Annotated in this window: 7 protein-coding genes and 3 pseudogenes; 3 read left to right on the top strand and 7 right to left on the bottom strand. The window is 59.7% G+C overall.

Going from position 1 to position 13,928, the window contains the following annotated elements:
* Positions 1 to 225: 225 nt before the first annotated feature.
* The 5 genes and pseudogenes from BRA471DRAFT_RS08010 to bioB all read right to left on the bottom strand — a co-directional run bounded on the left by BRA471DRAFT_RS08010 (position 226) and on the right by bioB (position 4,887).
* Positions 226 to 1,098, bottom strand: a complete 873-nt coding sequence (locus tag BRA471DRAFT_RS08010; protein ID WP_007606082.1) for an SDR family NAD(P)-dependent oxidoreductase — start codon at positions 1,096 to 1,098, stop codon at positions 226 to 228.
* A 477-nt stretch (positions 1,099 to 1,575) separates the two neighbouring features.
* A pseudogene (locus BRA471DRAFT_RS08005) lies at positions 1,576 to 2,839 on the bottom strand (adenosylmethionine--8-amino-7-oxononanoate transaminase).
* Positions 2,836 to 3,461: pseudogene (gene bioD / locus BRA471DRAFT_RS36510) on the bottom strand (dethiobiotin synthase). Before bioD ends, BRA471DRAFT_RS08005 begins: the two co-directional pseudogenes overlap by 4 nt.
* Before the next feature lie 11 nt (positions 3,462 to 3,472).
* Positions 3,473 to 3,649: pseudogene (locus tag BRA471DRAFT_RS39530) on the bottom strand (8-amino-7-oxononanoate synthase); the annotation flags it as partial.
* 242 nt (positions 3,650 to 3,891) lie between these two features.
* Complete coding sequence (gene bioB, locus BRA471DRAFT_RS08000; protein WP_007606081.1) at positions 3,892 to 4,887, bottom strand: biotin synthase BioB; 996 nt, start codon at positions 4,885 to 4,887, stop codon at positions 3,892 to 3,894.
* Between the two features lie 994 nt (positions 4,888 to 5,881).
* Between bioB and BRA471DRAFT_RS07995 the strand changes: the two genes are divergently transcribed.
* The 3 genes from BRA471DRAFT_RS07995 to BRA471DRAFT_RS07985 all read left to right on the top strand — a co-directional run bounded on the left by BRA471DRAFT_RS07995 (position 5,882) and on the right by BRA471DRAFT_RS07985 (position 10,838).
* Entirely contained in the window at positions 5,882 to 7,366 is a 1,485-nt protein-coding gene (locus BRA471DRAFT_RS07995) for an AMP-binding protein (RefSeq protein ID WP_007606079.1), read from the top strand.
* Positions 7,367 to 7,627: 261 nt separating this feature from the next.
* Entirely contained in the window at positions 7,628 to 8,731 is a 1,104-nt protein-coding gene (locus BRA471DRAFT_RS07990) for a phosphotransferase (RefSeq protein WP_007606077.1), read from the top strand.
* A gap of 784 nt (positions 8,732 to 9,515) precedes the next feature.
* Complete coding sequence (locus BRA471DRAFT_RS07985) at positions 9,516 to 10,838, top strand: acyl-CoA dehydrogenase family protein (protein ID WP_007606076.1); 1,323 nt, start codon at positions 9,516 to 9,518, stop codon at positions 10,836 to 10,838.
* A 958-nt stretch (positions 10,839 to 11,796) separates the two neighbouring features.
* Here the strand turns inward: BRA471DRAFT_RS07985 and BRA471DRAFT_RS07980 are convergent.
* Positions 11,797 to 12,627 (bottom strand): ABC transporter permease, encoded by an 831-nt coding sequence (locus tag BRA471DRAFT_RS07980; RefSeq protein ID WP_007606075.1) that lies wholly within the window; start codon positions 12,625 to 12,627, stop codon positions 11,797 to 11,799.
* Between the two features lie 5 nt (positions 12,628 to 12,632).
* Positions 12,633 to 13,883, bottom strand: a complete 1,251-nt coding sequence (locus tag BRA471DRAFT_RS07975; protein ID WP_007606074.1) for an ABC transporter permease — start codon at positions 13,881 to 13,883, stop codon at positions 12,633 to 12,635.
* Positions 13,884 to 13,928 lie beyond the last annotated feature (45 nt).

Raw genomic sequence — 13,928 nt, 5'->3', positions numbered from 1 at the left:
GCAAAACTCATCGGTAAAGTGGCTGGACCCCGTTGATGCCTAACGCAATGTCGGCGAGAAGCTAGCAGCTCGTCGATGGCCATCGGCCGGGGCGTTGCCCCTTCACGCCAAGCGAATGGACAAGTCCTTCTGCGCCGCAGGATCTGTTGGCGAGCGCTCTGGTATGACGCAAGCGAGCGCCAGCGGACCTCCTTGCGGCCTCCGCCAGCGCCGGATTTTTCCACTCTAAGCCTTCGGGAGGGCCCGCTTCAGGTCTGCCGGAAAGAATACCGAGGACGAGCGCGCCGCAAGGTCCTGCGCTGTGTAGGGCCCTTTGGGATGGAAGCCCTCAGTCATGAGCATCTTGATCTCTGCGATCTCTTCGCCCGACACGGCGAGGACCTTGCCTGAATGGTCAGCCGCCAAATCGGAGGCCATGAAGAGCACGCCAGGAGCGACGTTCTCGGGACGCAGGACGGGATCGGGTTCGCCCTCCCGGGTGCTTGGAACGTCCGCCCACATGCGAGTGACCGCGTTTGGTGCCACCCCCATAACGCGGATTCCATATTTGCGGCCCTCGATGGAGAGAACTCGTATCAAGCCATAGATTCCCGCCTTGGCTGCTCCGTAGTTTGCTTGGCCGAAATTCCCGAAAAGCCCTGATGTTGAAGATGTCATAATAATCACACCCGGCCGACGATTATCTTTGAGCCAATTCCAAACCGGTAGCGAGCAGCAGTAGGTCCCCTTCAGATGAACCTTGACGACGAGATCCCAATCCTCCTCGGAGATTTTGGCAAACGTCCGGTCGCGCAAGATGCCTGCATTGCAGATCAAGATGTCGACGTGGCCAAAAGCATCGATCGCGGCTTTGAGGATATTTTCACCTCCGGCCAAGGTGGATACGTCGTCGTTATTGGCGACGGCGCGCCCGCCGGCCGCTACGATCCTAGCCACCACCTTTTCAGCTGCGCCGCTAGCGCCGGAACCATCCACTGAGCTGCCGAGATCATTGACGACGACAGCCGCGCCCTCATTGGCGAAAAGCGTTGCATAAGCCTCGCCAAGCCCGCCACCTGCCCCAGTGATGATCGCCACCTTGCCGTCCAACAATCCCATGCTGTGCTCTCCAAATCTCTGCAACGTGAGCGCGCGCGGCGCTACCGCTTAGTTATTCCTTGCTCGTCCGCTCTCGGCTCATACATACAAGCCCAAGCAGCTCGCAGGCGTGCAAAACACACCTTCATGCGAGAATTTCGCTAAGATAGAGCTGGCTCTATGAGCAAGCCTTCCAGCCTTTAAGACCGAAGCTGTGCCGTTTCAATTCCACCGACCCTCACTCGCGATGCTGAGCATTACGCCGCTCCATCGCAGTGTCGAAATTATAATCCGCCCACCTTGTCGCCACGTCTGCTGACTTGCTTGCCCGTCGCGCCCGCCGTACGCCGAGCACTTGCAGCAACAAAAGCTTACCTCTACCGCTAGGAAGAAAATCGGCCCAGTTTTGCCCAGGTGCGCGCATTCCGGACTATTTTCACGTTCTGGCGCAGAAGTTCATCGCGCAACTCAAACAGACAGCTGCCGATACAAGATCGGCTACACAGCGTCGGCGGCCTCGCTAATGGCGCAGTAGATTTCAGTCAGGTCTGCCGCCGTAACGCAATAAGGCGGCATCAGGTAAATCGTATTGCCGAGCGGCCGCAGCAGCAGAGATCGATCTTTGAAGAACGCTCCAAGCTTCGGACCGATGCCCGCCAGATAGCCCGGATCGGTCGTCTTCAGATCGAGTGCTGTAATGGTCCCGGTCCGACGAACATTTGCAAAGCGCGCGTCGGTGCGGAATGGCTCCAGTGCCTGCTCTTGCAACGTGGCGACCGACGCTGCGCGGTCGCGAGTGTTTTGGTGTCGCCAGAGATCTAGATTAGCCTTTGCGGCGGCGCAAGCGACTGGATTGGCGGTATATGAACTCGAATGAAAGAAAGTACGGGCACGATCCTTCGAATAATGCGCATCGAAAATGCCTGCGCGGCAGAGTGTCACTGCAAGTGGGAGCGCCCCACCGGTGAGACCCCTGGAATAGCAAGCGATATCGGGAGTGACATTGGCCTGCTCGCAAGCGAATAGTGTTCCAGTGCGGCCCCAGCCCGTCATGACCTCGTCCGCAATCAACAGAACGTCCGAGGCTTCGCAGATCTGCTTCATTTCTCTTAGCACCCAGGCTGGGTACATCAGCATTCCGCCCGCCCCCAATATTAGCGGTTCGACAATAAAGGCCGCCGGCCTTTCCTTTCGGCAAACAGAGTCGAGCGCATCGAGAGTCGCCTGCTCGCGGCTCTGCGCCGGGAATGGGATCTCGATGACGTCAAACAGGAGTGGGCTGTAAGCTGCATTGAACACGCCGCGGGCACCAACGGACATCGCCCCAATGCTGTCGCCGTGATAGGAATGTTCCATCACGACAATGCGCGATCGATGCTCGCCGATATTATGCCAATAGCCCAAGGCGATTTTTAGGGCGACTTCCACGCTCGTGGAGCCACTGTCAGAAAAGAAGACATGGTCGAGCCCGGCTGGTGTGAGTTTCAACAGCTGCGTCGCAACTTCTTCGGCCGGATCATGGGTATAGCCGGCAAAGATGATCTGGTTGAGCCTACCTGCCTGATCTTGGGCCGCGCTCACAATTTGCGGATGGCAATGACCATTTCGTTACTACCCACCATGATGAAATTGCATCGATAATGCGAGATCCATCTGCAGTGTAGAGGTAGGCACCGTCGCCGCGCACAATCCTCGTCATCTCGTCCTGAAGCGCGTGTTGCGTGAACGGATGCCAGACGGGCGACCTTTTCTTTGGTATCATCGCTTGAAATCATCTGGACGGAATGAGGCTTCGAATGCAGCCTGCAACGTGTCTGCCGTTAGAGGAGAAAGCCAGGGCAGCCGCCCTAAGCAACGCACTCTCCCGATCTCGCAAATTGCTCTCTCACTCTCAGAATTCTTTTCGCCGATGAATGCAATTCCGAGAATTCCGATCTGTCGCTTCTGCAGAGCCTCTATCGACAGGAGCGAGTGATTGATTGTGCCGTGCTCGCACAAAGGATGACCGGAAGCCGCCATCGCTCGAAGACGTCAATGTACAGAATATTCTGCGTCAGCGGCACCATCAACCCACCAGCGCCTTCGATCACGAGCGGCCGTTTCCCATTATCGGGGACATGGAGAGAATCTGTGTCGATCCGAACTCCGTCGAGTTCCGCGGATAGATGGGGCGAGGCAGGTGTTCTAAGGCAGTAGAGCTCCGGCACGATCTGATCGGGCGAGAGACATCCCAGGCGCGCGACGAGCTGGGTATCTGTTTCTCCTTCGAGGCCAGCCTGAACCGGCTTCCAATAGGTCGCGCCAAGGAGATTGGCGAGACCTGCAGAAAACACGGTTTTGCCAATTCCCGTATCAGTGCCCGTCGCCACGATGCGGTGGTCCACTGAGACCAGCTCCTCGACTCTTCTTTCAGCGCATCTAGCATTGATCGGACGTCGTCTTCCCCGACATTGAGTGTGATCGAAATTCGGAGGCGGGCCGTGCCCGCTGGCACGGTTGGCGGCCGGATACCGCGGATATCGAAGCCGCGAGCCTGCGACGCAGAGGCTAGGCCCATTGCACGGGCATTGTCTCTCGCACCGTTCAGACTTTGCACCATCCTGGAAGCATCGATCATGTAGAATGGCAAAGCGGTCTCTGGTTTCCATACTGCAGAGTTCGTCTCGTTTCTTGAGAGGGAAGCCTGTCGCATGCAGCATCGACCTTTAGATCTACGTCGGTCACGGAAGCGCTACCGATATTGGCCTTTCAGCGACGTGGTTTGCACCTTTGGACTAAGCTGAGGGTCCGCTGCGTACTTGTCGAGGTGCTTCGTTAAGCAAGACCGGAGGTGATACCGAGCCGGTGCAGCAAGTGCGCGTCGTGGTCGCGTTGCGGATTGGTGGTCGTTAATAACACATCGCCAATGAAGAGCGAATTGGCGCCAGCCAAGAAGCACAGAGCCTGGAGTTCATCGGTCATATATTGCCGTCCGGCCGATAACCGCACCACGCTCTTCGGCATCATGATCCGAGCCGTCGCTAGCAGCCGCACCAGCGCAATCGGATCGGGACGCTCCGCTGTCTCACTGACAGGGACGCCTTTGACCTCGCTCCATAGGTTAATCGGAACGCTTTCCGGATGGCTGGGAAGATTAGCCAGCAGCACGAGCATGGCGAGGCGATCCTCGACATGTTCGCCCATACCGAGAATGCCGCCGCAGCAGACCTTAATGCCGGCCCTCCTCACATGCTCAAGAGTGTCGATGCGATCCTGAAGAGTACGAGTGCTAATGATCTTGCCGTAGAACTCTGACGAAGAGTCGACGTTGTGATTGTAGAAGTCGAGCCCGGCATCAGCGAGTCGAGCGGCCTGCTTAGGTGTCAGCATGCCGAGCGTGACACAGGTTTCTATGCCGAGCCGTTTGACTGCCCTAATCATATCGCAGACTTGATCGAGGTCGCGATCTTTCGGAGTGCGCCAGGCCGCGGCCATGCAAAAGCGGGTCGCGCCAGCATCTTTGGCGCGCTGCGCGGCGGCGACAACATCGATCTGCTTCATCAGGCGGGTGGCTTTGACGCCTGTGTCGTAATGCGCGCTCTGCGAACAGTAGCCGCAGTCTTCAGGACAGCCGCCAGTTTTAATGCTGAGCAGGCTCGCGGTTTCCACGCGGTTGGGGTCAAAATTGTCGCGATGAACGCTCTGAGCCTGAAACATCAGGTCGGAAAACGGCAGAGTATAAAGCTCCCTGGCCTCCGTTATGTCCCAGTCACTACGCGCCCGCGCGCTCTTGCTACGATCGTCTTGCTGCACTCCAACCCCAGCAACCATAGGACTTATTCTCCAATCCACGTCCGATCGTAGCAATAGCTGATCATGGATCGAGGCTAGCGCTCGTGGCGGCTTCCAGTGACTTTCACCGACAGCCGCAAAGTAAAGCGGGTCGATACCTAAAGTTCGCGAAGATCAGTCCGAGGCTGCAGGAATCCTGCAAATTGAACGCCTCCTGAGATGTGGACATCGAACGGTCGCAGCGCATCGCTCGCCCGAGCCCGCCGATATCGAGTCCAAAGCAATCGTTCTTATCCTAGTAGATGATGACGGACGACGAGACCACGGCGATCGCGCGCCGCACATTGGGCTCAACCGGTGAGCGCGTTAGGCGGGGTGAGGCCGCAGTCACGCGCGGACCTGCTGCATCAGAACTCGCATTGCGCTTTCGCTCGACTTGCCAGCGCTACGCCAACCTACACTTCAGTGCACCACCATCTCGCGTGGTGATTGGTCCACACGACTTTTAGACCCATCGTCAAGTTCTTTAGTGGCGTTCAGAATGCGCGGCTGCCACATTGGCAATGCCATATTGCTAGTTGCAGACCGAGGTATTGATACGCTCGCGCTTGCGAGGCTCACCAACGATGCTATCTAGAGCCAACCGGGAGCACATGAGCCCGTTAGCTGTCTGGCTCTGGGCCACGACCTCGACGTCGGCTAAATCGTGGTTCGCCACAGGGGATATCTGTACTCAAACTCCATCGAGCCGCTACGCCGTCATCATCCCGCTCCGTTTGCTGGTTTGGCCAGTCCGGATGAGTAAGTGCCGACTTCCGAGGGAACGAACATTCGACTCCCCCATATCTGATCGGCGGCTCGATCCGGACGATAAGATTCTGCTCCAATCGCCGATATCCCGCCTGAAATATGCGTCGAACCGGAACAGGTTAGCGACTTTATTCTGAGCTTTGCGCTAATCACTCCGACGGTAGAGCAGGCGCAATGCTGACATGCTTTGGTCTGCCTGTAATATTTGCAGCGGAAACAGAAAATGGCTGAAAATCTGATTCCCTTGGGCGAGAAGCTTTTCCGCCGAGCTCGGATGACGCCGGATATCCCGGCGGTCAGTTGCTCCGAGGTCACCCTCACCTGCGAGCAGTTGGAGGCGCGAGCCAACCGCATCGCGCGGGCGCTAGAGGGGTTAGGGGTCAAGATCGGCGATCTTGTCACCATAGGGCTGCCAAACGGAGTCGAGTTCATTGAGGCGTCCTGGGGCGTCTGGAAGCTGGGCGCGACACCCCAGCCAGTCTCCTCCCGATTGACGAGCGTCGAGTTGGGGGCAATCGTCGACTTGGCCGACCCGCCAGTGGTTATCGCCTTGCCCGGCATGGAGGTTGACCGGCGACGGGTCACCGTCGAAGACCTCCTCGCACTGTCCGATGATGAGCGTCCGCTGGGGCCGCGCGTCGCTCCGGCGTTGAAGGCGATGACCTCGGGGGGCTCGACCGGGCGACCCAAGCTAATCCTTTCGAACTCGCCCGGCCTGACCTCGGCGGCACCGGTTGACCAGGGCGGCTGGCGCATCCGGGCGGGCGAGACGATGCTAATACCCGGGCCGCTCTATCACGCCGTCCCTTTCAGTTGCGCTCTAGAAGGCTTCGTCAACCACGCGCATGTGGTGCTGATGCCTCGCTTTGACCCCGAGGAGGTGCTGGCTGAGGTAGAGCGGCGCAGGGCGACTTGGATCTATCTCGTGCCGACGATGATGAACCGGATCTGGCGGTTACCGGAAGAGGTGCGAGGCCGGTATGATGTATCTTCGCTGAAAACGCTTTGGCACTTGGCCGCACCTTGCCCGCCCTGGCTCAAGGAAGCCTTCATCGGCTGGCTCGGGCCGGAGGTGATTATGGAGCTCTATGGCGGGACGGAGTCCCAAGCTTGGACCACCATCACTGGAAGCGAATGGCTCGATCATCGCGGCTCCGTCGGTCGTGTGATGGTTGGCGAAATGAAGGCCGTTGACCTCGACGGAAACGAATTGCCGGTGGGTAAACTCGGAGAGATTTACATGCGGCGCCTGGAGGACTCGCCGACACCCTACCAGTACCGCGGCGCGACGGCTCGCAGCCTTCCGGGCGGTTGGGAGAGTCTAGGCGATATCGGCTATTTTGACGCTGATGGTTATCTCTATCTCGCCGACAGGCGCTCGGATATGATCCTGGTCGGCGGCGCTAACGTCTATCCCGCTGAAGTCGAGGCCGCTATCGACGAGCACCCGCTCGTGCTCTCGAGCGCCGTGGTAGGCCTGCCGGACGAGGACATGGGTTCAACCGTTCACGCGATCATTCAGGCTCGACCAGGACTGACCGCGGACACGTTGCTAGCGCACCTCGAGCAGCGGCTGGTGGGCTACAAACGCCCGCGAACATTTGAGTTCGTGGATGAGCCCCTTCGCGATGATGCGGGGAAGCTCCGTCGGACCAAGCTGCGTGATGAACGAATTGCGCGAACAAAGTTGGCTGCTAGTCAAGGCTAGGCGGCTTCGGTTGGACCTACAATGTCCTACGGGAAGACTCGTAAGCGTCTTCGATTTGACGGGGCGCGTGGCAGTGATCCCGGGCGGTAATAGGTGGCACGAGACTAGCAGTCGGCGCAGGAAAGCGCGCAGCTGCTCGGGTCCCCGGCAGCGCGTCGACTAGGAATTAAGAGATGGAGCGCGAGCAAGTGATCCGCATGAGCGCGGCGGCTTGGCGGTCCGCAACAGCGAAATGCCAATGCGAATCGAGGAGACCGCCCTGTGAGCCAGTTAGACAATTTTGTGGGCACACGATCCGTGGCCGAGCAGCACCGCTTCGACGTCGAGGCGCTCACGGCGTGGCTGCACGCCAACATCGAGGGCTTCCAGGGGCCGCTCGCGGTGGAGATGTTCAAGGGCGGGCAGTCAAATCCCACGTACAAGTTGAACACGCCGTCGCGGAGTTACGTGATGCGCGCCAAGCCCGGGCCTATGGCCAAGCTGCTGCCATCGGCGCACGCCATCGAGCGCGAGTTTGCGGTCATGAGCGGGTTGGCGGGCACCGAAGTCCCCGTGCCGCGCATGTACGCCCTGTGCGAGGACGAGTCGGTTATCGGGCGCGCGTTCTACATCATGGAGTACATGCAGGGCCGCGTGCTATGGGACCAGTCCCTGCCCGATGCCACGCCTGCTCAACGCGGTGAGATTTACGAAGAGATGAACCGCGTGATCGCGGCGCTGCATACTGTCAGCATTGACGAGCGCGGCCTGGGGAACTACGGCAGGCCCGGCAACTACATCGAGCGTCAGATCGGCCGCTGGAGCAAGCAGTACAAGATGTCCGCCGACGGCGCGGGCCCAATGACACAGCCGATCCGCGAGATGGAGCGCCTAATCGAATGGCTGCCCACACACATCCCCGCTACTGCGCGCGGTGAAAGTAAAGTCTCGATCGTCCATGGCGACTTCCGCTTGGATAACCTGATGTTCCATGCCACCGAGCCACGGGCGATTGCCGTGCTCGACTGGGAGCTGTCCACGGTGGGCCACCCTCTCGCGGACTTCAGCTATCACTGCATGGCCTGGCACATCCCACACAGCTCCTTTGGCGGCATCGGCGATCTGAATTTGTCCGGGCTCGGCATCCCGCGTGAAGACAACTACATCCGCCGCTACTGCGAGCGCACGAAGCTGGCGACGCCCGATGCGCTCAAGGCGGACTGGAATTTCTACATGGCCTTCAACCTCTTCCGGGTGGCGGCGATCATGCAAGGCATCGCCAAGCGCGCCGAGGCCGGCATCGCCTCGAGCGCACAGGCGGCCTCTTCCGGCGCCAGCGCGCGAGCTTTCGCTCAGATGGCCTGGCGATTCGCCGAAAGAACCTGAACCGATTATTTCCAAGGAGAGCACGTTGGCTTTCGGCTACTCTCCCAACACCAAAGAAGTGAAAGCGAGCCTTCATCGACACATGGTGAGGGCCGTTCGCCAAGTTGTCCCGACAGCAGAGCGATTTGAAATCGGGGCTCTGCTCCCCAATCGTCTTGATGTGTGCGCGTCGGAGCTGGCCCAAGCGGGTGCCATAGCTGCGGCCGGTAATTGGGGGCGTGATACCAGCCCATTATCAACGGGTATCAGGCGGCGTTTTTTTCGGCGCTCGTCGGGCGTCCAGAGTGGTCAGGTGTCCCACGTCATCGTCGAGGCCGGCTTCTTGCGGGCGCATGTGAGTGCGTCGCGCGGCCCCCGGCCATAGGCCGCGCATCGATAAGGCTCGATGCGCGCCTGGACCCGTACCCCTCGGGTGGGGCTTTCAATTGCCCACACATTCAGCGGCCAAGCTTATGCCCAGGGCGATGTCGATCAGGCGTTTGAGCCTGCGCCAGACACGCTGTTGCCAGGCGGAGGGTCCGCTCTGCCGATGTGATAGCTACCGAGGCAAGCGGTCGCAGCGGGTTTGGCCTGCTGCAGGAGGTCCTGATATCGCCGGAAAAACCTGCAGACTGTGAGCGATGCCATTCGGCTGAAATTGAACAATGTCGCGGAAAATCTGGCGTGAACTCGCCGAATGAGACGATAATCGGCGTCTAAGTCTCAGTAGAATGACGGCTCACAATACCTCAAATTGCAGGCGATATGCCGCGTTGGGGCGCGTACTTTTTTTCAGAGGCAACTCATGACCATGAACGCCGAACGGCCGGAGACCGGCTTTGCCCTCAACCCGCAGGACGAGCTCAACGACCTGCGCATGTCCGACAAGGCGCTGCCGCTCTATAAGAAGGTCAAGCAGTTTATTCGCGAAGTGGGCGAGCCGGCGGATGCGGAGTTCCACCGCCTCGGCGAGGGCCGCGGCCCGGACATCTGGCAGTTCGCTCCTGGACAGCTCGAGGTGCTGGAGGCTGCCAAGGACAAGGCCAAGGCGCAGGGCCTGTGGAACTTCTTCCTGCCGAACGCCAAGACCGGGGAGGGCCTCTCCAACCTCGACTACACCTATATCGCCGTCGAGCTCGGCAAGAATCGGCTGACGTCTGAGATCATGAACTGCGCCGCGCCGGACACCGGCAACATGGAGGTGCTGGAGCGCGTCGGCACGCCGGAGCAGAAAGAGAAGTGGCTGAAGCCGCTGCTCGAGGGGAAGATCCGCTCGGCCTACTGCATGACCGAGCTGAACACCGCCTCTTCCGACGCCAAGAACATCGACACCCGCGCGGTCCGCGTCGGGGACGAGTACATCATCACCGGCGAGAAGCACTACATCTCCGGCGCCGGCGACCCGCGCTGCAAGGTGATGATCACCATGGTGCGCACCGGCGAGGAGAATGCCCCGCCGCACCTGCGCCAGTCGCAGATCCTCGTGCCACTGCCCTGCGAGGGCGTCGAGATCGTGCAGGGCCAGCAGGTGTTCGGCGATCCCCACGCGCCGCACGGCCACATGCACATCCGCTTCAACAACGCCCGCGTGCCGGCGTCGAATATGCTGCTCGGCGAGGGGCGCGGCTTCGAAATCAGCCAGCTGCGTCTCGGCCCGGGCCGCATCCACCACTGCATGCGCGCTATTGGCTTGGCGGAGAAGGCGCTCGACCTAATGGTCCAGCGCGGCATGAGCCGAGTGGCCTTCGGTAAGCCGATCATCCAGCTCGGCGGCAACCCCGAGAAGGTCAGCCGCGCGCGCATCGAGATCGAGGCCATGCGCCTGATGGTGCTGAAGGCCGCCAAGGCGATGGATGTGCTCGGCAACCGCGAGGCGCGGGTGTGGATCCATATGGTCAAGGCGATGGTCCCGGAGCGGGTGTGCCTGATCATCGACCAGGCGATCCAGATGCACGGCGCGCTGGGCCTCTCGCAGCACACGCCGCTGGCGCAGATGTACGCCTCGGCCCGCCACCTGCGCATCGCCGACGGCCCGGACGAGGTGCACCACATGGTAGTCGGCCGCAACGAGCTACAGCAACTCCGCGCCGAGGCCGACGCCTCCCTGGCGGCGGTGTTCCGGAATTAGAGTCGCTCGAGTTCTTCTCTCTTTACGGGCCCGTTCCGCAACGGCCGGGTGAGGCGGGCTCGCGCTTGGTAGCGTGGCGAGGCGGCGTCGGGCGGTCGATTTTGGAGCTCCTGACGGCGCGGAGTCTAGCGATGCGCCCGTCTCGGAGAGAGCTCGCTATGAACATGGGTCAAGGCTTGCTCTTCGTATCATGTAAATCGATCTGCACCTCAGCGGCCGCGGTCTCTTGGGAGGCCAACGTTGCACAAGCGGCGTGGGGCGAGGTAAATAGGCGAGGAAAAATCCGCGCGGCAGGTCTGGTGGCCAAGCGCGCAGGCCAATACCGGCAGAACCGATCAGAGATGAATTGCGGTCGAGGCCGCGTACGCTGTCTAAGAAGCGTCACTCCCGGACCGATAAGTTGATCCGCGCGGGCTCAATCGAGGAGATATTTGAGTTACCTCGGTCCTCTCTGCGAGAGGGCCGTGATGATGATTGCAGCGTAATGCACCCCGATAATTGATTTTCGGTTGCGGTGCGCCTAGCCGGTGCGGCTGCGCGATGACTTCGTGACAGTAAATATGACTTCTGCAAGGGATCCGGCTGGGCAGCAACCGTCAGGTGGTGCGAATGCCGCGCAGACGCTCTGAGCGCCGCGTCAACAGTTCGATTGTAGTTATCATGACGATGGAGAACAGGATCAGCACGGCAGAACCGATCAGAGATGAATTGCGGTCGAGGCCGCGTACGCTGCCTAAGAAGCGTCACTCCCGGACCGATAAGTTGATCCGCGCGGGCTCAATCGAGGAGATATTTGAGTTACCTCGGTCCTCTCTGCGAGAGGGCCGTGATGATGATTGCAGCGTAATGCACCCCGGTAATTGATTTTCGGCTGCAGTGCGCCTAGCCGGTGCGGCTGCGCGATGACTTCGTGACAGTAAATATGACTTCTGCAAGGGATCCGGCTGGGCAGCAACCGTCAGGTGGGGCGAATGCCGCGCAGACGCTCTGAGCGCCGCCTCAACAGTTCGATTGTAGTTATCATGACGATGGAGAACAGGATCAGCACGGTAGCGGCAGCCGAAATGGTGGGACTGATCTGCTCACGGATGCCGGAAAACATGACTTTCGGCAGGGTACGTTGCTCGGCGCTCGCGACGAAAAGAGCGATCACGACTTCGTCGAAGGAGGTGAGGAAGGCGAAGAGCGAACCAGAGATGATACCAGGAAGTATCAGCGGCAGGGTAACTTTGAAGAACGCGGTGATCGGCGGCGCTCCCAACCCGGCGGCTGCGCGGGTCAGAGCCTGATCGAAGCCTGTCAGCGTCGCGGTCACGGTGATAACGACAAACGGCGTGGCCAGCGTGGAGTGCGCCAGAATCAATCCTGCAAATGTATTGAGCAGCCCGACATCTGCATAGAAGAAATAAACCGCGACCGCTGTGATAACGACCGGCACGATCATCGGCGAGATCAGTACGGTCATCACCGCCGTTCGCCAGGGGAAGTTCGGCCGACTGAGCCCGAGCGCGGCTAGTGTACCCAGCAATGTCGATAGCAGCGTGACCGCTACCGCGACGAAAAACGAATTGTGCAGCGCGCCCTGCCATCGGTCAGTGAGAAAGAACTCCTGATACCAGCGCGAGGACACCCCCGGCATCGGGTAGGTGAAGAAGGGGACGGAATTGAACGAGAGCGGGACGATCACAAGGATCGGTGCGATCAAAAACAGCAGTACCGCCCCGCAGATTAGGCAGTGCAGGTAATACCAGCCCCTCTCCATTGGAGTAGCATAGGCCGAGACAGCCATTGTTTTCACCCCATCTTGATCCGGTCAATGCCGACCAGTTTGTTGAAGACAAAGTAGAGCAGCAGCGTCGCACTAAGCAGGATGGCGCCAAGAGCCGAGGCCATGCCCCAGTTAAGCTCCTCATTCGTATAATGGGCAACGAAGTAGCTGATCATTTGGTCAGCCGGCCCCCCGACGAGCGCAGGTGTTATATAATAGCCTAAGCATAGAATGAAGGTCAGCAGGCAGCCCGCGGCAATCCCCGGTAGAGTTTGTGGGAAGTAGACTTTCCAGAAGGCGTAGAACGGGCCGGCCCCGAGCGAGCGTGCTGCGCGGACATAACTTGGCGAGATCGTCTTCATCACGCTGTAAATCGGCAGCAGCGTGAAGGGCAACTGGATATGTGTCATGGCTACAATCGTCCCCACCCGATTGAAGATAAGCTCGGCCGGGTGTGAGATGACATGCAACGCGATCAACGTGTCGTTCACGACACCGTGCTGCTGCAGAAGTACGACCCAAGCGGTAGTGCGCACCAACAGCGAGGTCCAGAGCGGCAGCACGACCATGATCATCAGCAGATTGCTGGACCTGGGTGACAATGTCGCCAGGAGATGCGCCACTGGGAAGCCCAGCAGAAGGGTCGCGGCGGTTACGCTGATGCTAATGCCCAGCGTTCGCAAAAAGGCGTCGCGGAATATTGCGTTCTCCGGCGGCGATGCGACGATTTGGCTGTCCGGCCCGAACTCGTAATCGACAGACCGCAGCAGGTAAAAGGCCGTATAGGCCGAAGTTCCGCGCCTAAGCAGGCTCCATACGTCGTGCTGCCCCCAGAACGGATTGATCTCAATCAGGGCGGCCTTGTACGGGCCGGCTGAGAGCGTGCTCGCCTTCCGGGCACTCGACGCGACGAGGCTGCTAGCGCCGGGTAGCTCATAGTTTATTCGCTTACCGATCAGAGCCGAGGTCTTTTGAGTCCAGGACTCTTTCAGGTCGCTCGCGAGCGCAGCATAGACAGCCTCGTCGGGCAGGTCTTTGCCTTTCCAGGTGCTTAGAGCGGCCATCGTTCGCGGCATCAGCCTCAGCAGCGTCGTGTCATGGACCGCGTCGAGCATCATCCGGCCGATCGGAAAGACAAAGACGATCAGGATGAAGAGCAGAAGCGGCAGAACGAACGTGAAAGCCCTTAGCTTGCGACGGCGCTCGACCTGTTTCAGTTTGGTCCGCAGCGGAATATCATAAGGACTGCCGGCGATTTGGACGACAGTCGTCGCCATCGATTCTCTCCAAATTCAATGTTGGAGGCGACGAAGAGAAGCCTC

The organism is Bradyrhizobium sp. WSM471 (assembly GCF_000244915.1).
GTDB lineage: Bacteria > Pseudomonadota > Alphaproteobacteria > Rhizobiales > Xanthobacteraceae > Bradyrhizobium.
The sequence above is the reverse complement of the archived record's forward strand: the minus strand, read 5'-3'. Positions and strand labels throughout refer to the sequence as shown.